The 20653-nt window shown below is 39.4% G+C and carries 24 protein-coding genes; 9 read left to right on the top strand and 15 right to left on the bottom strand.

The annotated features are described in order from the left end of the window. Positions 1–175: 175 nt before the first annotated feature. From AAEZ22_RS15760 to AAEZ22_RS15750, 3 genes are read right to left on the bottom strand one after another with little or no spacing between them, the layout of a single operon-like run. Positions 176–982, bottom strand: coding sequence for a phosphotransferase (locus AAEZ22_RS15760; protein WP_011329080.1), 807 nt, complete (start codon positions 980–982; stop codon positions 176–178). A gap of 7 nt (positions 983–989) precedes the next feature. After that, on the bottom strand, positions 990–1613 hold the full coding sequence (pnuC, locus tag AAEZ22_RS15755) for a nicotinamide riboside transporter PnuC (protein WP_041454551.1): 624 nt from the start codon (positions 1611–1613) through the stop codon (positions 990–992). A gap of 41 nt (positions 1614–1654) precedes the next feature. After that, positions 1655–1906, bottom strand: a complete 252-nt coding sequence (locus tag AAEZ22_RS15750; protein WP_011329082.1) for a hypothetical protein — start codon at positions 1904–1906, stop codon at positions 1655–1657. 95 nt (positions 1907–2001) lie between these two features. Between AAEZ22_RS15750 and AAEZ22_RS15745 the strand changes: the two genes are divergently transcribed. Continuing rightward, positions 2002–2241: a DUF2960 domain-containing protein gene (locus AAEZ22_RS15745; RefSeq protein WP_011329083.1), complete on the top strand. Its 240-nt coding sequence runs from the start codon at positions 2002–2004 to the stop codon at positions 2239–2241. Between the two features lie 13 nt (positions 2242–2254). On the opposite strand, the gene alr is transcribed toward AAEZ22_RS15745, so the two are convergent. The 9 genes from alr to rpsF form a co-directional block, all read right to left on the bottom strand. Further along, positions 2255–3334 (bottom strand): alanine racemase, encoded by a 1080-nt coding sequence (gene alr, locus AAEZ22_RS15740; protein WP_352297962.1) that lies wholly within the window; start codon positions 3332–3334, stop codon positions 2255–2257. After that, the gene (gene dnaB, locus AAEZ22_RS15735; protein WP_041454554.1) at positions 3334–4713 is read right to left on the bottom strand and encodes a replicative DNA helicase; all 1380 of its coding nucleotides are present in this window, start codon (positions 4711–4713) and stop codon (positions 3334–3336) included. The genes alr and dnaB overlap by 1 nt, the downstream gene beginning before the upstream one ends. A 114-nt stretch (positions 4714–4827) precedes the next feature. Continuing rightward, the gene (locus AAEZ22_RS15730) at positions 4828–5766 is read right to left on the bottom strand and encodes a DUF4097 family beta strand repeat-containing protein (RefSeq protein ID WP_352297959.1); all 939 of its coding nucleotides are present in this window, start codon (positions 5764–5766) and stop codon (positions 4828–4830) included. Positions 5767–5775: 9 nt separating this feature from the next. After that, positions 5776–6261 (bottom strand): hypothetical protein, encoded by a 486-nt coding sequence (locus tag AAEZ22_RS15725; protein WP_352297956.1) that lies wholly within the window; start codon positions 6259–6261, stop codon positions 5776–5778. After that, positions 6248–6796, bottom strand: coding sequence for an RNA polymerase sigma factor (locus AAEZ22_RS15720; RefSeq protein ID WP_011329088.1), 549 nt, complete (start codon positions 6794–6796; stop codon positions 6248–6250). The genes AAEZ22_RS15725 and AAEZ22_RS15720 overlap by 14 nt, the downstream gene beginning before the upstream one ends. A 230-nt stretch (positions 6797–7026) precedes the next feature. Next, positions 7027–7479: a 50S ribosomal protein L9 gene (rplI, locus tag AAEZ22_RS15715; protein WP_011329089.1), complete on the bottom strand. Its 453-nt coding sequence runs from the start codon at positions 7477–7479 to the stop codon at positions 7027–7029. A gap of 36 nt (positions 7480–7515) precedes the next feature. After that, positions 7516–7743, bottom strand: a complete 228-nt coding sequence (gene rpsR, locus AAEZ22_RS15710) for a 30S ribosomal protein S18 (RefSeq protein WP_002962753.1) — start codon at positions 7741–7743, stop codon at positions 7516–7518. A 12-nt stretch (positions 7744–7755) separates the two neighbouring features. Continuing rightward, positions 7756–8073, bottom strand: coding sequence for a primosomal replication protein N (priB, locus tag AAEZ22_RS15705; RefSeq protein WP_041454555.1), 318 nt, complete (start codon positions 8071–8073; stop codon positions 7756–7758). Between the two features lie 44 nt (positions 8074–8117). Then, positions 8118–8459, bottom strand: a complete 342-nt coding sequence (gene rpsF, locus AAEZ22_RS15700; protein ID WP_011329092.1) for a 30S ribosomal protein S6 — start codon at positions 8457–8459, stop codon at positions 8118–8120. 363 nt (positions 8460–8822) lie between these two features. Here rpsF and AAEZ22_RS15695 point away from each other — a divergent pair, with 363 nt between their 5' ends. Continuing rightward, a complete protein-coding gene (locus AAEZ22_RS15695; RefSeq protein WP_352297953.1) occupies positions 8823–10706 on the top strand; it encodes a propionyl-CoA synthetase in 1884 nt (627 codons plus the stop codon). 117 nt (positions 10707–10823) lie between these two features. After that, positions 10824–12095, top strand: a complete 1272-nt coding sequence (locus AAEZ22_RS15690; protein ID WP_011329094.1) for a mechanosensitive ion channel family protein — start codon at positions 10824–10826, stop codon at positions 12093–12095. 84 nt (positions 12096–12179) lie between these two features. Here the strand turns inward: AAEZ22_RS15690 and AAEZ22_RS15685 are convergent, their stop codons facing one another. Then, a complete protein-coding gene (locus tag AAEZ22_RS15685) occupies positions 12180–13097 on the bottom strand; it encodes a LysR family transcriptional regulator (protein WP_197181768.1) in 918 nt (305 codons plus the stop codon). Between the two features lie 118 nt (positions 13098–13215). Here AAEZ22_RS15685 and AAEZ22_RS15680 point away from each other — a divergent pair, with 118 nt between their 5' ends. Together AAEZ22_RS15680 and AAEZ22_RS15675 are read left to right on the top strand one after the other, a co-directional pair. Next, complete coding sequence (locus AAEZ22_RS15680; RefSeq protein ID WP_011329096.1) at positions 13216–14358, top strand: alkene reductase; 1143 nt, start codon at positions 13216–13218, stop codon at positions 14356–14358. Between the two features lie 110 nt (positions 14359–14468). Beyond that, positions 14469–15344: an endo alpha-1,4 polygalactosaminidase gene (locus AAEZ22_RS15675; RefSeq protein ID WP_193038547.1), complete on the top strand. Its 876-nt coding sequence runs from the start codon at positions 14469–14471 to the stop codon at positions 15342–15344. 32 nt (positions 15345–15376) lie between these two features. Here AAEZ22_RS15675 and AAEZ22_RS15670 read toward each other — a convergent pair whose 3' ends face one another. After that, the gene (locus AAEZ22_RS15670) at positions 15377–15850 is read right to left on the bottom strand and encodes a VOC family protein (RefSeq protein ID WP_011329098.1); all 474 of its coding nucleotides are present in this window, start codon (positions 15848–15850) and stop codon (positions 15377–15379) included. Positions 15851–16036: 186 nt separating this feature from the next. Here AAEZ22_RS15670 and AAEZ22_RS15665 point away from each other — a divergent pair, with 186 nt between their 5' ends. After that, a complete protein-coding gene (locus tag AAEZ22_RS15665) occupies positions 16037–16423 on the top strand; it encodes a lipoprotein (RefSeq protein ID WP_011329099.1) in 387 nt (128 codons plus the stop codon). 40 nt (positions 16424–16463) lie between these two features. Then, positions 16464–16826, top strand: coding sequence for a TehB family protein (locus AAEZ22_RS15660; RefSeq protein ID WP_089368711.1), 363 nt, complete (start codon positions 16464–16466; stop codon positions 16824–16826). Between the two features lie 103 nt (positions 16827–16929). Here AAEZ22_RS15660 and AAEZ22_RS15655 read toward each other — a convergent pair whose 3' ends face one another. Then, positions 16930–18054 (bottom strand): glycosyltransferase family 4 protein, encoded by a 1125-nt coding sequence (locus AAEZ22_RS15655; protein ID WP_352297948.1) that lies wholly within the window; start codon positions 18052–18054, stop codon positions 16930–16932. Between the two features lie 229 nt (positions 18055–18283). Here AAEZ22_RS15655 and AAEZ22_RS15650 point away from each other — a divergent pair, with 229 nt between their 5' ends. Both AAEZ22_RS15650 and AAEZ22_RS15645 read left to right on the top strand, forming a co-directional pair. Next, the gene (locus tag AAEZ22_RS15650) at positions 18284–19633 is read left to right on the top strand and encodes an L-cystine transporter (RefSeq protein ID WP_089368713.1); all 1350 of its coding nucleotides are present in this window, start codon (positions 18284–18286) and stop codon (positions 19631–19633) included. 232 nt (positions 19634–19865) lie between these two features. Then, the gene (locus tag AAEZ22_RS15645) at positions 19866–20462 is read left to right on the top strand and encodes a DUF6515 family protein (RefSeq protein ID WP_011329103.1); all 597 of its coding nucleotides are present in this window, start codon (positions 19866–19868) and stop codon (positions 20460–20462) included. Positions 20463–20653: the final 191 nt, after the last annotated feature.

The following is a 20653-nucleotide window of genomic DNA, read 5'->3' as shown; positions in this document are numbered from 1 at the left end:
TGCTTTGGCATGCGTAATGATAAAGACATCTAAAGGTAAATGCTAGCGCCATTCGTTCATATGCTTATTATTTAAACGCTTTTAAATAAAAGACTTAGTGGTAGCTGGTAAATCAGCTATTTGTTGCTAAAAACCAAGTGGGCTACTAGCTTAAATTAGCCACTTAAGAGATAAGTTAATGTTGCAGCGCTATCAATGCGTCTAATTGCGCGCACAGAGGCATCACTTTTTCATTTATTGAGCGATCGCTATACCAGCAAACACACAGTACTAAAAACACTACTTGATAATACTCTAGCTTATTAATAGAGCAGTAAAAACGTTGCGAAAGCGGTAACTGCTGTTGATAGGTTTTAAGTAACTGTTGCTTACCTTCCCTGTCTAGTTCAAAACTTACAGCTATTGCGGCTAAATCAAAGTAAACGTCGTTGGTTTTGGCGTACTCAAAATCGATTAAAAACATGCCTTGCGGGTTCTCTATGATGTTTTCTTTTACTAAGTCATTATGACAAAAGCCTTCATCACGTGGTAGCTTTTCTATTTCTGCTACCGCCACACTTACAGTTTGGCTATATTGTTGATATAACGCTGTATGTTGATAAAAATCCAGCTCTTGCTTTATATTCATCGCCTCGCTAACCACATTATGACAATGTAAACTAACCAACTTTTTAATTAGCTCAGGGGTATAATTGCTTTGGGCTGTGTCGCCTTCTATGTATTCAAAAATAGCGAGCCTGTTAGTTTTGTCTAACCAAAGTGGTTTAGGGCACAATTGCATCTGTGCAAATCGAGCTTGTGCAGCTAAGCCTAATGTAGGCCAGTGATCGCGGTAACTTTTTAATAAATAAGCATACTGTTGATTATTTAGCGCAGCGCGCACTAAAAAGTTGTCATTGCTTAAACCACTATGTAATCGCTCACTACTAAGTAGTGTTAATTGTGCATTAAACCCGTTGATAATATCGCTAATTGACTGCATGAATGTCTTATAACTGCGCTATAGGTTTAGCTTGTTTTTGCTCGTACTCTTCGTACCAAGTTTTAAACCCCCACGCAGCCACTATGGTGTAAAAAATAAAGAGCGCGAGCGTTGGATAGTAGCCTTTTTCGTAATATAAATACATAGACGCGGCATCTATTACAATCCAATACAGCCAATTTTCGAGTACTTTTTTTGCCACTAAATAAGTAGTAACTACCGCAAAACAGGTTGTAAAGCTATCAAGGTAAGCAAAGTCTGCATGGGTGTAATTTTTCATAAAGTAACCAATGGCAAGAGCAACTATGCTGGTCACTATTATCAATATTATATGACGATTCATTGACCATGAGGTAATACTTAAACTATCGTTGTTAGTTTTGCCTTTACGCCATACTAGCCAACCAAACACCGCCATATACATATAATAAAAATGCAGTAACGACTCCATTAATAACGCGCCATTCCAATACATAATAGTATAAATAAGGGTGCTAAAAAATGCGGCTGGCCAACACCATAAACTCTCTTTTATTGCTAATAATAAATAAGCCATAGACAGCCCCACTGCAATATACTCCCAATGCGACATTGCTGTAAAACCGCTTAAGGTTTGTGTTAAAAAATCCATATTGTGTGGTTCCGTGTTACTACTAATATGCATATTAGCCGTTATTGTGGAGACAAATCGCCAGATAGAAATTTACAGACAAAAATAGCTTTACCAAACTCTTCATACGAGCGTTTAATTTCGGTACTTAACACTTGCATTACTAAATCGTAATCACCAAAAATTTGCGTTGATAAGGTATTAGTAATTACTTTTAAATTATCGTACTCGTTTAAGCGATCTATAAAGCCTTTTATAAACGGGATATAGTCTTGATGAAGTGGGTACTTGCTGATCTCTACTGTCAATTTCATTTTTATCTCTTTATTATTTCATTTTAAAAAAATCATTCAATGGTGATTCAATACAGTGTAAAATCACCCTAATTCGCAATCGAAATGAGCTTAATATGGCACGCAGAATAACCTATACATTTAAAAACCAACCGCGCGAAATTAATTTCGCTAAAGATAAATACCACGACATGTATCAGGCAATTGCCGCCGCTGAGGGTATCGATCTTACTAATTATTTATCTATGGTACAGCAAATCGAAATGACTTCGAAAGGCTCAGCGTCGGTGCGTAATTTTCGCGACCAAGAGTTTGCCCGTATGGGCTTTAGCGATATTTACTTTATAAAAGAGTAATAGTACCAGCAGTTTAACGCTGATACTGATAGCTTACCCTTGGTGTAATATTACACAATAACTCATAAGGTATAGTATCGGCGCACTGGGCTATTTCTTCTACTGGTAGCTCAGGCCCCCACATAGTTACCTCGTCACCTACTTTAATATTATGTGTATTATTGCCTATATCTAAGGTGATCATATCCATAGCTACGCTACCTACAATACCATAACGCTGCTTATTTATTATTACCGGAGTGCCCGCCCTCGCATGGCGCGGATAACCATCACCATACCCCATAGCAACAACCGCTAACTGGGTCGGCTTATCACTTTGCCAACGCCCGCTGTAACCCACCGCTTCATGGGCAGCTACATTACGCACTGCAATTACTTTTGTGGTTAAGCGCATAACCGGCTCTAATTGATACGTTTTACCTGTGGTATTTGCCATAGGCGATACACCATAAAGCATTAACCCTGGGCGTACCCAATCACCGTGGCCACTTGGCCAAGCTAAAATACCGGCAGAATTTGATAAACAATGTGCCTGCTCAACGTTTTCTGCCAAGCGATTAAACAATGCTATTTGTTGCATTGTTTTACTGCTATCAACATCATCCGCGCACGAAAAATGGGTCATTAAATTAACCGTATTATTCGCATTGGCTGTTTTTTGTAAGCGATTATAAAACTCATAAAATTGCTCAGGTGCAATACCTAATCGATGCATGCCGGTATTTATTTTTAACCAGCAGTTTATAGGAGCCTCAAGCTGCGCATTTTCCAGTGCCGCTAATTGGTTTTCGTCATGAATAATGGTTTGAAAATTATTAGCTAATAAAATGGGTAAATCGGCTTCATCAAAAAAGCCTTCTAACAATACAATTGGCTTAGTTAAACCGCCAGCACGCAGTGCCAGCCCTTCATCTATACGTGCCACAGCAAATGCATCGGCATCGTTTAAGTGCTGCGCTATGGTTACTAAGCCATGCCCGTAGGCATTGGCTTTTAGCACTGCCATTACTTTGCTATTAGGCGCAAAGCTCTTAACTTGCGCAAGATTATGCGCAAGTGCTGTTAAGTTAATTTCGGCTATCGCTAGGCGCATTAATAATCGTCATCTACTGCTGGCCCCGCATAATTATCAAAGCGAGAAAATTGACCTTGGAAGGTTAAACGTACTTTACCAATAGGACCGTTACGTTGCTTACCTATGATTATTTCGGCAATACCTTTATCGGTACTGTCTTCGTTGTACACTTCATCACGATAAATAAACATGATTAAATCGGCATCTTGCTCAATAGAGCCCGACTCACGTAAATCTGAGTTAATTGGACGTTTATCGGCACGTTGCTCAAGCGTACGGTTAAGCTGCGAAAGCGCAACAACCGGACATTTTAGCTCTTTTGCTAATGCTTTAAGTGAACGTGAAATTTCGGCAATTTCAAGCGTTCGGTTATCAGCAAGGCTAGGTACTCGCATTAATTGCAAGTAATCGACCATGATCATACTAATACCACCATGATCGCGGGCAATACGTCGTGCACGAGAGCGTACATCTGTAGGTGTTAAGCCCGAGGCATCATCAACGTACATTTTGCCTTTTTCCATCAACAAACCCATGGTTGATGAAAGTCGTGCCCAATCGTCATCATCTAACTGACCAGTACGCACTTTAGTTTGGTTAATACGCCCAAGAGACGCCAACATCCTCATCATAATTTGTTCTGAGGGCATCTCTAGTGAGTAAATTAATACCGGCTTGTCTTGGGTCATTGCAGCATGTTCTGCAAGGTTCATCGCAAAAGTGGTTTTACCCATAGATGGACGTGCCGCAACTATAATTAAGTCAGATGGTTGCAAACCTGTGGTCATTTTATCAAGGTCGGCATAGCCGGTACTCACACCTGTTACACCGTCTTGCGGTGATTGATAAAGCTCTTCTATTTTATCAACTGTTTTTTCAAGTATGCTATGAATGCTTTGCGGGCCTTCATTGTTTTTTGTACGTTGCTCAGCAATTTTAAATACTTTACTCTCAGCAAAGTCGAGCAAATCGTGGCTGGTGCGCCCTTCGGTATTAAAACCTGCTTCGGCAATTTCATTTGCTACACCAATCATTTCACGTACCACAGCACGTTCGCGCACAATACTTGCGTAAGCGTCAATATTAGCAGCACTTGGGGTGTTTTTGGCTATTTCAGCTAAATAAGCAAAACCACCAATTCCTGCTAATTTATTATTTTTTTCTAGGCTCTCTGAAATAGTAATTAAATCGATCGGATCGCCAATTTCAGCAAGCGTTGTCATCGCTTCAAAAATAAGCTTATGCGTGCGGGTATAAAAATCCTGTGATACAACAAGCTCTGCTACGCGGTCAAATGCTTGGTTATCAAGCATTAAGCCACCTAAAACAGATTGTTCTGCTTCTATTGAATGGGGAGGAACTTTAAGGGTATCGACTTGCTTATCTCGTTTGGCCATGACTTCACAGTACTAAAATACAATGGTGCCTATTCTATCTACTTGCAGGGGCTGTGCAAATAGAAAAGCAGGAAATCTTTTCCTGCTTTTTGTAATCATAGCCAGTAGCGAATGTTATTTAGTATGAAGTTCGAGTCGCCCGCTAATTGTATTCATTTCAACGTTAGCATTACCGCCATTAATACTAAATTTTAAACTACTGGCTGGGCCATATTTAGCTTTACTGACTTTATCGCTAGTCACTTTATTAATTATTTTGCCATTCGCATGCGCTTCAACTTCAAACTTAGCCGATACATCTGCAGCAAAGTAAAATTCACCATCGCCACTTACCGATTCAAAGCGAACATCTGCGCCCTTTAACAGCTCTTTAATATGCACTTCGGCCTCACCATTAACGGTATTAATTCGTAAGTTTTTAATGCTCGACAAAGTAAAGTCTATATCACCATTTACGTTTTCAAGGCGAACATCGCTTGCCGTTGAATCTGATTTAACATCGCCATTTACGGCGCTAAAGCGCAACTTCCCGCTTGAGTTTTTATCGTTAATTTCGCCATTTACGGTTTCAAATGCAATATTACCACTTAAGTTCTGCGCCTTTACATCGCCATTAACACTGGTAAGTTTAATATTACCCGCTAAATTACTTGCGCTTATCTCACCATTAACCACATCTATTTCTGCACTGTTTTGTAGCTCTTTTGCACTGACAGATACATTCACACCAGCAAACTCAAGCGTACTACTTCTGGGCATAAATATAGTTAACTTTGAACCATCACCACTGTTACCCCAATCCGTATTACGTGGCATGTTTACAATAAACTGGGTTCTATCACCACTGGTTTTAAGCTCATAGCCATCGGCTTTGTCATCAAGTTCGCCCGACACTTTAAATTCGCTTTTATCCCAGCCCGTTATGTTTATATCACCACGTTGGTTTTCAATATAAATAGTGCCGCCATTGGCTACCTCTATTTGCTTATCTACTTTTTCACCCGCTAATACCGCCAGTGGAAATAAGCTCAACCCTAGTAAAATCGCTTTCATGTTATGCTCCTAAATATGCTGCCAACGAGGTGCGTGCACCTTATTAATCAAATCAAGTTGTTGTTGATATATTTGCGCTAACATAGTTAATAGCGCTTGGTTTTGTGGTTCGTTTTCAAGAACCTGCTTTATGGCTAACTCTGCTTCTTCGAGTTCTTGCAATTGCACTTGCCAATTGCTGGTAAGTGCGTTTTGATTTTTATACGCAACTAACAAACTGTTTTTTTGCGCTAAAAAGTAATCACTTATCGCCACGGCAGGCTTTGGCTCAGGCGTTATAAAAACGATGTTTACTGCAATTAAAACCGCAACACTGCATGCAGCTACTGCCGTTAACTTTGGCCAAATAGTAGTGTGTTTTTGTGTAGAGCGTTCAGCATTAATAATCGCTCGCTCAATCCCTGGCCATAAATTTTTGCGTGGCGTTATGTCTTTATCAAGTGTATTGAGTGACTCGTTTAAGTAGTCATCAAAATTTTCTTTACTCATTTTCATACCACTCTTGTAATAACAGCCTAGCACGATGATATTGCGACTTACTTGAGCCAACAGCCATACCTAGTTGCTCGGCTATTTCCTCGTGTCTGTAGCCTTCAATGGCAAACAGCACAAATACCATACGTGCTCGCTCTGGAAGCCTTACTATTAATTTATCTAGGCCATTTAAACCTTTACAGTCGTTAACTGATTGCTCATCCATACCGCTGTGCTCAATACTCACCACTTTTTGCAGCCAATTTTTTTGTTTGCGTAAGTAATTAATCGCAACATTACTCGCTACGCTGTAAAGCCAAGTAGAGAACTGCGAGCGCCCATCAAACTGCGCTACTTTGTGCCACACCTGTACAAACACTTCTTGGGCCGCATCCTCTGCATGCGACTGATCAGCTAATAGACGTAAACATAACCCGTATACTCGTTTTATGTGTAGTTCATAAAGTAGTGTGTATGCAGCTTGATCCCCCGACTTAACACGCTTAATGAGTGCTGCTTCGCACAATTGCGACTGTTCGGGTTTAACGTGTAACATCCGTAATGTCGCCTTTAAATTATAATTACTGGGTTTGCATTTAAGTGTATTGATAAGTTAGACGTAATGACAGTTTGAAAAGGTTTAAATGAAATGAAAAAATAATTGCAAAAAGGAAAGATGATTTAGAAGAGGTTTTATTAAGCGTGTTTTTAGATCTACAGCTAGCTAAATTTTAGGCACAAAAAAGCCGCGCTAAATAGCACGGCTTTTTTTTGCTTAATTAAAAATTAAGCTTCAGCAATAACGATTACTTTAATAGTAGCCGTTACTTCTGAATGTACTGCGATTGATACGTCAAATTCGCCAGTCTCACGGATAGTACCTAGAGGTAGACGAACTTCAGACTTAGCAACTTCAACACCAACAGCTGAGATAGCGTCAGCGATGTCACGAGTACCGATTGAACCAAATAATTTACCTTCGTCACCAGCTTTAGATACTAATGTAACTTCTGCTAATGCTTCAAGTTTGTCAGCGCGTGCTTGTGCAGCAACTAACTGATCAGCGATTTTCGCTTCAAGTTCTGCGCGACGAGCATCAAATGTTTCAATGTTTGCTTTAGTTGCAGGAACTGCCTTACCTTGCGGGAAAAGGAAGTTACGTGCGAAGCCAGATTTAACAACAACCTGGTCACCTAGGCCACCTAGGTTAGCGATCTTATCTAGTAGAATAACTTGCATGTTTCTACACCTTTTAAAAACGTGTTAATCCGCTGCTTACTTATGTAAGTCAGTGTATGGAAGAAGGGCTAAGTAGCGAGCACGCTTAATAGCAGTTGCTAGCTGGCGCTGGTATTTAGCGCTAGTACCTGTGATACGGCTAGGTACGATTTTGCCACTTTCTGTAACATAGTTTCTAAGAGTAGCTAGATCTTTGTAATCGATTTGTTGTACGCCTTCCGCTTTAAAGCGGCAAAACTTACGACGTCTGAAATAACGTGCCATGAGATTAATTCCTCAAATAATTCTTTCGATATGCTGAGCATGCAAAACCAATTGGCTAAGGCCGTTACGACCTTCGTGGCGATTTAAAAAACCACTCACTTGCAATGCCTGCCCAACGTGCAAATGTTGAGTCTGTTGTTGCATTTGCTTTCCACTGGCAACCACTTGAAGCCGAACGTAACTATTACGGTTAAGATCTGCTTCTGTTTGCATTGATTTATGTTCAATAACAAAAATACAATGCGGTATACCAGCAGGACTTTGGCTTAACTTGGGAGTTTTACAAACTACCCCAGATAAAACCAGTTGATTCATAAAAGGGCTAACCATTTATATTCATCACCAGTTAAACGCCATGCTAGGACTCAAAACAATTAAGCAGCTGGTGCTTCTTTCTTCTCTTCTCTTACAAGAGGAGACGCTTCAGTTACCGCGTTTTTAGTACGCATAACTAAGTTACGAAGCACTGCATCGTTGTAGCGGAAAGTAGTTTCTAGCTCGCTGATTACTTCAGTTGGTGCTTCAACGTTCATAAGAACATAATGAGCTTTATGAAGCTTGTTGATTGGGTAAGCCAGTTGACGACGGCCCCAGTCTTCAAGACGGTGGATAACACCACCAGCTTCAGTGATAGAACCAGTATAGCGTTCGATCATACCAGTTACTTGCTCACTCTGATCAGGGTGAACCATGAATACGATTTCGTAATGACGCATGGATATTCCTTACGGTTAATAGAGCCTTCTACCGTTTCGGCCGGTCGGTTTAAGGCAAGGAATTAATAGTTTAAAAGCCGAAATGAGCGCGCATTTTACGCTTAGTTTGATAATTAAGCAAGCCAGTTTTCTATCGAAAATAAAGAAAAAGCCGTACAAATAGAGTTTAATTGACGTTTTTTATAAAAACATAACAATTTCAATTAGCTTGCTATGTATTAAGTCGTAATTAGGCTCTGCAAAACAAACTAAAAAACAACCACCTTGCTCAGCTTTTAGCCGACCAAGGTCTAATATAATAATTAAGCAAAAACGCTTAGTTTTTAATATCTCTCACACTCTTTTTTAGTTTTAGGATCATTTATGTCAGGTCAATATAAACAGCATTATAACGCCTTCAAACAAAACCCAGCTGAATTTTGGTTAGCACAAAGTAAGTGTATTCCTTGGTATAAAACACCCCAAAATGCCTATACACAAGACAGCGATGACTTATACCATTGGTTTGATGATGGCCAGCTTAATACTAGCTACTTAGCACTTGACCAACATGTTGAAGCCGGCTTTGGCGAGCAAACTGCGCTTATTTACGACTCTCCTGTTACCAATACTAAACAAACTTATAATTATTCACAGCTACAACAAGAAGTGGCTAAGTTTGCCGGTGTAATGCAATCGCTAGGTGTGCAAAAAGGCGACCGTGTGGTTATTTACATGCCCATGATCCCACAAGCAGTGATTGGCATGCTAGCTTGTGCTCGTTTAGGTGCAGTGCACTCTGTGGTTTTTGGTGGCTTTGCAGCTCATGAGTTAGCGGTGCGTATTGATGATGCTAAACCTAAATTAGTATTAAGTGCTTCTTGTGGTGTAGAAGTAAGTAATATTATTGAATACAAACCCTTATTAGATGATGCCATTAAGCGCGCCACGCATAAAGTTGATCACTGCGTAATTTATCAACGCGAACAAGCAACCGCAACACTCAATAGCGGCCAAGATATTGATTGGGCAAAGGCTATGCAAACAGCACAAGCTGTTGACCCTGTACCTGTAAGTGGTAGTGATCCGCTATATATTTTATATACCTCAGGCACCACAGGATTACCTAAAGGTGTAGTACGTGAAAATGGCGGCCATGCTGTTGCCCTTAATTACAGCATGAAAAACGTATATGGTATGGAGCCTGGCGAAGTTTTTTGGGCTGCGTCTGATATTGGCTGGGTGGTGGGTCACTCATACATAGTATATGCGCCGTTAATGTATCGTTGTGCAACTGTACTTTACGAAGGCAAACCAGTGCGCACCCCAGATGCCAGTGCATTTTGGCGAGTAGTAGAGGAGCATAAAGTAACAGCCTTGTTTAGCGCGCCTACTGCATTTAGAGCAATTAAAAAAGAAGACCCTAAAGCTGAGGGTTTTAAAAAATATGATACATCTAGCTTAAAACGGTTATTTTTAGCCGGTGAGCGCCTTGATGCCGCTACTTACGGTTGGTTAAAAGAAAAAACCGGCCTACCTGTGCTCGATCATTGGTGGCAAACAGAAACCGGCTGGGCTATTGCTTGCAACCCTATTGGCATTGAACACTTAGAAACCAAAGCAGGTAGTTCAACCGTTCCTACACCGGGCTTTGACGTACGTATTTTAAATATGGAAGGCGAAGAATGTGCCCCTAACGAAAGTGGCGCAGTAGTAATAAAACTGCCCTTACCGCCGGGTTGCTTGTCTACAATTTGGCAAAATACCGAGCGCTATAAACAAGGTTACCTGAGCGAATATGAAGGCTATTACCTGTCGGGAGACGGTGGCTACATAGACGAAGACGGCTACTTATTTATTATGGGTCGTACCGATGATGTAATTAACGTTGCTGGCCACAGGCTATCTACCGGCGAAATGGAAGAAATTGTTGCCGCCCACCCTGCGGTTGCAGAATGTGCTGTATTTGGTGTAAACGATGCGCTTAAAGGGCAAAACCCAATGGCGATGATAGTACTGAAAGACGGTTTTACCGGCTCTCACCAAGAAGTACAACAACAGCTTGTGCAATCTGTACGTAACCAAATTGGTGCTATCGCGTGTTTAAAAAATATTATGTGTGTTGAGCGCTTACCTAAAACACGCTCAGGGAAAATTTTACGCAAAAACTTACGCCAGCTTATTGATGGCGAAGAACTGCAAATTCCATCGACTATTGACGACCCCAGTATTTTTGCCGAGTTAAGTGAACAACTTGCTGAAAAATAAAACGAACTGTTTATAGTTAAAGTCTATCGGCACCGAGTGAAGATAGACTTTAACTACGCCTTCTGCTTAAATAACCTTGGAATAAATAAATAACTTTATGATGTAAACGGAGATTAAATGACAGATATAAGAGCTGAACTACGTGAGTATTTACTGGGGTGGTTTGGCCAATATTTACCCGCCAACCCTCTTTTATGGTACGACATTTTAGTACTTTGCTGGCTCGCCATTTTTGCCATAATTTTACATTTAATTATCAGAAACTCAGCTAAGCACTTTCTTAAAGGTCGCTTTAGCGAAAGAATTGTTCAGCCTGATGCAAAAACTCCCGCCGATTTAGCATTTAAACTTGCAAAACATATCTCTTTTGTAATTCAAGGTGCGGTTGTCGTTATTCAAGCTAGGCTTTGGATCCCCGAAGGGAGTAGCTTTTTACATATTATTGAAATGGTTACCGACCAATGGATCATTCTCTTCTCTTTACTATCACTGTTTTCGTTGCTCGATATTTTTCAGGTTATTTCTGATAGGCGCGCAGTCAGAGCCCACTTCCCGATACGAGGGTTATTACAAACCATTAAGTTAATTGCCAGTGTATTAACCGGTATTTTAGCTGTGTCGTTATTAATGAATAAATCACCATTAATTTTATTAAGTGGTTTAGGTGCGTTATCAGCCGTTATGCTGTTGGTGTTTAAGGATGCTATTTTAGGTTTAGTGGCAGGTATTCAGCTCTCTGCTAATAATATGTTAGCGGTAGGTGATTGGCTAGAAATGCCCAAGTATGGCGCTGATGGCGATGTAATTGACATTGCACTTACCACGGTAAAGGTAAGAAACTGGGATAAAACCATCACTACAATACCTACGTATGCGCTTATTTCTGATTCATTCAAAAACTGGCGCGGCATGTCGGAATCGGGCGGTCGTAGAATAAAACGTAGTATTCATTTAGAAATGAACAGTGTGCGCTTTTTAAATGAACAAGAGCTCACTGAGCTTAGAAAAGCAAATTTACTAACCAAATATATAGATACCACAATATCATCTATTAGCGCCGAAAACGCTAGCAAAGATATGAGTTGCCTACTTAATGGCCGCCGCTTAACTAACGTCGGTACCTTTAGGCATTATTTAATAGAACTGTTAAAACAACACCCTAAAATCCATCAAAATATGACCCTAATGGTAAGGCAATTAGAGCCAACTAATAAAGGCTTACCTATCGAGATTTACACCTTTACCAACACCACAGTGTGGGCAGAGTACGAAGGTATTCAAGCTGATATTTTTGACCATATACTGGCTATTTTACCGGTGTTTTACCTTAAAGCACATGAGTCGCCAACAGGTAACGATGTGCGATCTTTGTCGATAGGTAAGCTCTAAAATTACGGCTTACTTTATCGTTAGCTCCTATATTAGCGAGTAACACTATAAAACGAGTGTTGCTCGCTAAAATTTATTCACACTTCAAATTACTTTTAATTGCTCCAGTATCCAGCGATGAATTGGGCTTTCACTGGTACGTGGATGCCATGCAGCTATTACTTTAAAAGGCGGCGGCAATGCTTCCACGGTTAGCTGTTGTACTTTATTGTTTGGTAGTAATCGCGCTGGGTAAAACGCGATCATATCGGTTGTATGAAGAATGTTTGGTACTGCCGAAAAGCTAGGTACCGACATAACAATATTGCGTTTAAGGCCCTTTGCTGCAAACCACTGATCGTGAGAACCACGTAAATTGGCACGCGAAGGTGATACCACTAGCTGCGGATAAGCTGCAATTTGTGCCAGTGTTAACGGCTCATTTGTTAGCTTGTTGCCACAACCTGTAACGCATAAATGCTGCTCTTCAAGCAAAGTAACATAAGCTAAGTTATCTGGAATAAATTCAGGAAAACTAATCAGTAAATCAAGCTCGCCCGCCGTAATTAGCTGGTTAACATTATCTGAGGCAAAGTCGCGCACTATTAGTTTTAATCCGGGGGCTTCTCGCCTAGTTATATTAAAAAGCTGCGGTAACAAGGCTTGAGTTGCGTAGTCTGTCGCGCTAATAGTAAATACACCTTTGTATGTTTGCGGTGTAAATACATCGGGCTCTAACAGCATTTCAAGTTGCTTTAAAATATGGCTAATAGGTTGCTGCATAGATAACGCTTTAGGCGTTGGCACCATGCTATTTCCTTGGCGAATAAACAAACGATCGTCAAATAAGTCACGTAGTTTACGCAGTTGCTCGCTAATTGCTTGCTGGGTTAAGCCCATTTTACGTGCAACCTGCGACAAGCTTTTTAAATCAAGCAAGGCATTTAGTACCCTGAGCTGTTTAATATCGAGCCGGTTAATACCATTCATAATTGTATCTAAAACAATAAAGTGTTGTTTCAAATTGTACCCTTAAAGCTCTACGCTTACCAACATTGCTTAAACAGCTAAGCATCAACATACTTTACCTTGTTAATTACGAGGTAATAAGCCACTAAGTTTGCTTTAAGAGAGAGTTTTAATGAATCAATCTATTTCTGATACCAGCTCGTTATTTTCATCTGTAGAACTTGGCCCTTATACACTTAAAAACCGTATAGTAATGCCACCACTTACACGTTCTCGTAGCACCCAACCAGGTAATATTCCTAACGACTTAATGGCAACCTATTATGCGCAGCGTGCCAGCGCTGGTTTTATGGTTACCGAAGGCACGCAAATAGAGCCAAGAGGTCAAGGCTATGCATGGACTCCTGGTATACATTCTGCGGCGCAAATTGAAGGTTGGAAAAAAGTAACTCAAGCTGTGCATGCTAAAGGGGGCATTATATTTGCTCAACTGTGGCATGTTGGCCGTGTATCGCACACCAGTTTGCAACCTAATGAAGCCAAGCCAATAGCTCCTTCGGCAATTACAGCTGACAACGTTAAGGTGTTTATTGAAACCGGCCCAGGCCAAGGTGCTTTAAGTGAACCAAGTACACCGCGCGCTTTAAGTACTGATGAAGTGAGCGAGTTAGTTAATATGTATGCGCAAGCAGCAAAAAATGCATTAGAAGCCGGCTTTGACGGCGTTGAACTACATTGTGCTAACGGTTATTTAGTTAATCAATTTATTTCAGAGCACACTAATGTGCGTGACGATCAATACGGCGGATCACTTACTAATCGTCTGCGTTTTTTAAAAGAAATTGTTGCTGCTGTGAGCGCGGTTGTAGGCGCTGATCGCTTAGGCGTTCGCTTTGCACCACTTTTTAGCAGCACAGATGAAACCCGCGTTTATTTGGGTTTGGTCGAGTCTGATCCACAAAATACCTACATAGAAGCGATTAAGGTACTTGAACAAGCAGGTATTGCTTACTTATCGATTGCTGAAGCCGATTGGAATAACGCACCTGATTTACCTGAGCAGTTTTACAAAGCAGCTAGAGCGCAGTTCTCTGGTCGAATTATATATGCAGGAAAATACACGGTAGATAAAGCACTGCGTATTTTAAATAATGGCTACGGTGACTTGTTTGCTTTTGGTCGGCCTTTTATTGCGAACCCCGATTTACCTGAGCGTATTAAACAACAATGGCCTTTAAATGAAGCTGATGCAGCCACTATGTATGGCGGCACAGAGGTTGGTTATAGTGATTATCCATACTATAAAAACATTTAATTTAAGCAGGCCATGGAAGGCCTAATACTCAATATAAAAATCGACATCCTTAATGCAATATCAATAGTTTTCAGCTAAATTAATAACTACTAATACCGTTTGAGTATGTTATGTTTTTGTCTTTATTTAATAAACAAACCGCAGGCCACTGTGTTATATTTTTACTGCTAATCAGTATTAGTAGCTGCGGTGAAAATGACAATACACCAGCAACTCCCTCTAGCCAAGTCGAGCCTGCAATTGCCCCTATTACTAACGGTAACTGGTATAAACCCGCATTGGGGAGCACCTGGCAATGGCAGCTAACTGGCACAATAAATACTAACTACAATGTTAATATTTACGACATAGACCTATTCGATTCCCCAGTACAGTTAATACAAACATTACAAGCTCAAGGTAAGCGGGTTATTTGCTATTTTTCAGCGGGTTCTTATGAATCGTGGCGAAGTGATAAAAGCCAATTTTTAATCAACGAATTAGGTAACTCTTTAGCTAATTGGCAAGGAGAGCGTTGGTTAGATATTCGCTCACCTAATGTGCAAGCAATAATGGCTAGTCGTCTAGATTTAGCAGTACAAAAAGGATGTGATGGCGTAGAGCCCGATAACGTTGACGGCTATATGAATAATTCGGGCTTTAATTTAACTGCAAACGATCAGCTTGTATTTACTCGCTTTATAGCAAATCAGGCGCATACTCGTGGCTTGGCGGTTGGCTTAAAAAACAATCTTCATCAGGTAAATGAGCTGCATAGTTATTTTGATTTTGCAGTAAACGAGCAATGCTACGAGTATCAAGAGTGCGAATTACTCACCCCTTTTATAAATAACAATAAAGCTGTTTTTCATGTTGAATATAATAGTAAGTATAGTAATGGTAGCGCTGAACTGAACAATATGTGTGATGATGCTATTAATAGGCAATTTAATACACTGGTTTTGCCAATAAACCTAGATGACGAATTCAGGATTAGCTGCTTGTAAAAGCCTTGTTTACTTACCTTTATTTTATAAAGCTAAGCATCTTGATCTTTACTCATAAGATCTACCATTCTTTTTCTGAGCTCTTGCTCATTAATGTCTTCTTTATGAGTGCCAATGGTCCATACGTGGCCAAAAGGATCTTGCAGCGTACCTGCTCTATCACCATAAAACTGATCATGAACGGGGCGTATTTCTTTCGCTCCTAACGCAATGGTTTTTGCAAATACCGTATCTACATCATCAACATACAACATTATGCTTACGGGTGTACCGCCGAGCTCTGTAGGGCTTTTAAAATGAACATCTGGGCACATATCTGAGATCATAATATGTGAATTACCAATTTTAATTTCTGCATGAGCAATGCCGCCTTCAGGCATAGGCATTTGCATAACTAGCTGCGCATCAAAAGCGGCACAATAAAAATCAATTGCTTGTTGCGCACCGTTTATAATTAAATAAGGGGTTATTGAATGATACCCTTTTGGAATAGCTGATACCGCCATGTTGTGCTCCTCGTTATATGCTCTCCTTACAAAGGTTAGTCTAAAGTGGCAAACAATATAAAATAAACACGTATTTATTTATCAATATTAGTGGCACTTATTTGCAAAATTATTAGTAAATTTTGCTAGTATCTACCACTTAATAATATTTACTGATACGCTGCATATTTAAACAAAAGGACTAACATGAAAAAACAAACAACACTTTTTATAGCCACTGCGTTATTCGCACTCGCGGGTTGTTCAACTTCAGTGCCAATTAAAAACTTTGAACAAAACCTTATTCCACAAACATCTAAAATAATTAATAACACAGCAGATGTTGAAACAGGTATTTTAAAAGCCTGCATTCAACTAGGTTGGCAGTGTGCTCCTGTTAGTGAAGGTAAAATAAAGGGAATTCTTAATATTCGTACTCATCAATTAATCGTTAATATTAATTATGACAAAACAGCTTATTCTATCAATTACCAAGATTCGACTAACCTTAATTACAACGGTAGTAAAATACACCGTCAGTATATTAATTGGGTAACTAATTTAATGCGCCATATTGATGCTGAAATGATTTAAACTTTTATATTTGTTTTACTAATACAAAAAAGGAATTGTTATGAGTCACTTAACTATACCAAGTCACTGGAAAATAAAACGCTCCACTCACTTTTTTACTAAAGACAACATTCCAAAAGCGTTACTTACTCACCACAACACAGCCGAGGGTGTGTTTGGCCAAATTTGCGTTATGCAAGGCACTGTTACCTTTTACGGATTTGCAAATGAAGCCGCCACAGAGCCTGAGCAAACTATTGTAATTAACGCGGGGCAATTTGCTACCAGCCCGCCACAATACTGGCATAAAGTAGAGCTAAGCGACGACGCGCAATTTAATATCAACTTTTGGGCCGAAGCCGATACAGGCAATAAAGCCCTTTTTAAAAGTTCACGTATTCATAGCAAACCTATTTTAGATTAATACCACTTAAAATAACTAATTTACGTACAAACAAAAAAGCACCTAACATTTAGTTAAGTGCTTTCATAAATAACGGTGCAATTAATGCCAAATGCACCGCATATTAGCCTTGTTTATGTTTGATCATATCAATCCAATCTTGCGCCCAATTTTCTTTAGAGCACACTTTCGCTATTGATGTTAACCCGTTATATGCCAACGTTTTACTTTGCTGATAGTCATTCAAGCTAGTTGTTAGCGCTTGGGTAAACTCGGCAGTATTAGGCATCACTAATCGACCATTAAAACCATTAATTATAAGATTAGATAAGCCTCCAACGTTACTACTTATAACCATACAACCTGCGGCCATTGCCTCTATCATAGATAACGAAGTACCTTCTGAACCTAGTGTTGGAATAATGGCAATGTGTTGGCGTTTATGTACGCTAAAGCTTTCATTTGGTCCGTACTGCATTAATTTCACTTTTACTTCATTAGCAAATAGTTCTGTTAAATATGGTTTTAATGGCCCATTTCCGGCAAAGCTTACTTGAATATTATATTGCGGTAAAAGCTGCTTAATAATAGGTGCTATTAATTTAATACCACGGTAATCAACAAAACGACGAGCAATAATAATATTTAGTGTTGCGTTATCATCTGACCATTTTTTGGCAAATTCACTTTCGCTAATTTTTTCACTATAAAAGTTATAAATAACCTTCATATGTTGCTGCTCAATATTAAACCAAGTGCGATACCAGTTAACAAAGTTATGATCTACACACACCAAGCTGCAATCTGATTTTATATAGGATAAATATTTGTACTGACTTAATAGCGAGGAGCAATATTGTGATATGGCTAATTTTGCTGCGCGAGGTTTATCCCAAGATATACCATGCTGAATCGCTAGCGTTTTATAATCAGGCATTTTTACTGAATAAGAGTCGGTAGCAAAAATAATAATATCGTTATTTTTGTCTGCATTTTCACTGACCCAGTTTGCAAGGGCGATTTTTTTTAAGTTACCGCGATATAAACCGGTAGTAACGCTATGAATAGTGTACTGGGGAGTAGTTAAGGTAAACGCTTTTTTAGCCGGTTGTACTATATGACATGGCCAACCTTGGCGAGTAAAAACATCGCACAAACTTAAGATATAGTTTTCAATGCCACCAATGGTATGCATAGTGCCGTTATGATCAAACATAGCACGGTAAATAATATAAATATTAGGCATCATATATCCTGACAAACTTGTTTAGTTTGCTGCAATTACAGCGATTACTCTTTTGGTAATATAACATTTAGCCATACATCTTTGAAGATATTTACAAACGCTTGCCATCCCTTATAACCAAATATTAGCAATACATAACAATTTCTTCTAAGTCATAGCGAAAGTGTATTTTCTTAAATAAGTTTAAAGCGTTAAAGTGCGCCGCTAAATCACAGCTAATGAAGAGGATATTATGTCGCTTGCTGTACTATTAATGCTGGCATTGTTTGTTGGTCTGTTATTCGCGATTTATCTTTTTTCGCAAAAAAGTAAAACGTTATCACGCACCGTTTTATTTGGCCTAGTACTGGGCAGTGCTTTTGGTTTGGCTTTACAGTTTTTATTTGCCGAACAACCCCAAGTTATTAACCATGTTTTAAGTTGGGTTGCCGTCGTTGGTAAAGGCTATGTTGGGCTATTAAAAATGGTCATTATGCCTTTGGTATTAGTGTTTATGATTGCCGCGGTAGTCAAACTTGAAAACCAAGGCTCTTTAGGTAAGATTTCATTTGTAAGTATTTCTATTTTACTGGTTACCACAGCCCTTGCTGCATTGGTTGGTATTGCGGTTACTTATGGCTTTAACTTAAGCGTAGAAGGATTAGTGGCCGGCACTCGTGAAGCGGCACAAATGACTACTTTAGAGAGTAAAGCGGCTAATGTTGCTAACTTAAATGTGCCACAAATGTTGCTTAGCTTTATTCCAGAAAACCCATTTGCCGATTTAAGTAATACACGTTCAACCTCTATTATTGCCGTCGTTATTTTTGGCGTGTTAATAGGCATTGCTGCACGTAAAGTAATGCTAGAGCGCAGCGAACTTACAGCGCCTATTCGTACTGGTGTAAACGCTTTACAAGCCACTGTAATGAGCTTAGTTAAAATGGTTATAGCTTTAACGCCTTACGGTGTTGCAGGATTAATGGCGAATGTAGTCGCAAACTCAAGTGGTAACGACATTCTTAATTTATTGGCGTTTATTATCGCCTCTTATGTCGCTATTTTATTAATGTTTGTTGTGCACGGCATACTGTTAAGCCTAGTTGGGGTTAGTCCAAAACATTATTTTACTAAGATTTGGCCAGTAATGACCTTTGCTTTTAGTTCGCGCAGTTCAGCGGCATCAATTCCAATGAACATAGATACACAAGTAAACCAACTTAAAGTTCCCCCAGCTATTGCTAATTTATCAGCCTCTTTTGGTGCTACGATTGGACAAAATGGCTGTGCAGGTATTTACCCTGCAATGCTAGCAATGATGGTTGCACCTAGTGTGGGAATAGACCCGATGACTTTTGAGTTTATTCTACCCTTAATAGGTATTGTAGTGATTAGCTCTTTTGGCATTGCCGGTGTAGGCGGCGGCGCAACTTTTGCTGCGCTAGTGGTATTACCAACAATGGGATTACCCATAGAAATTGTTGCGTTACTTATATCAATAGAACCATTAATTGATATGGCACGTACTGCGCTTAATGTGTCAGGCTCTATTACTTCAGGTGTGATCACCAGTAAAATAATGAAAACGCCACAGCAAGACTAATTAATAATTAAGCCCAGCTTTGCTGGGCTTTTTATACTGCGCTACAGTTATATATAAAACCCGCAAAACAGCCCATAATCAACCACTTTCCTGTTCATTTAGCATGCTCAAAACCCTACCAACAAGCATTTTAGTTATGTAAAGCTTTGTGTAATTACAGCCGCTATCAGTTGCTATTCAGTTTCAGGCTCTAATATCGGTTATGTATAAAAAACATAAGCGAGACATTACTATGAAACAAATAACTGTGAAACTAACACCTATAAAGCTAAACACTATTAACTTAACTGTTTTGTTAGCAGTGTTTTTAACACTTACTATGCTCTCAAGTAACGCCTTTGCAAATCCGCAAAATGTACATAACAAACACCATAAACCAGGTAAAGTGATACGTCATATTCCTAGTAATAGTGTATCGGTACGTTTTAATGGTGCAGTATTTAATACCCATAATGGCACTTACTATCGTAAACACAGCAGAGGCTATCGAGAGGTAATGCCACCAAGAGGTTTACATATTAGATCACTGCCTAGATACCACTCACGTTTAAGGCATCGCAATAACACTTATTATACCTATCAAAATGTATATTATATTGCCGAAAATAACGGCTACACAGTAGTAGATACGCCTAAAATACAGGTTAACCGAGCAATCAAAGTAAATAACAGCAACAATTATAAGCTTGGGCTGTTTTACGACTCGCTACCAACGGCAGCAAAGCCCGTAACTATTAGCTCGGTGCAGTACTTTAAATATGATGACATTTATTTTTTACCGCAAGTTAGTGATGATGTAATTAAATATCTCGCTGTTAAACTCAATTAATACTGTCTTTATCTGTCGCAAATAAAAACCTAAATAAGGGCATAGCATTTTATCTTGCTATCAAGCTTCTTCGCTCCTATAGTCAGCAGATTATAGGCCTTTATTTTGAACAAACTTATAGTTACTCCGTTCCATTAATTAATGTATTTACCTATCTCATTAATACATGGAATATGCTTCTGTTGATCACG

Origin of the sequence: Pseudoalteromonas sp. 20-MNA-CIBAN-0454 (assembly GCF_040308685.1) — a bacterium.
In the GTDB taxonomy this organism is placed as follows: Bacteria; Pseudomonadota; Gammaproteobacteria; order Enterobacterales; family Alteromonadaceae; genus Pseudoalteromonas; species Pseudoalteromonas nigrifaciens.
This window is presented reverse-complemented; position numbering and strand designations above follow the sequence as displayed.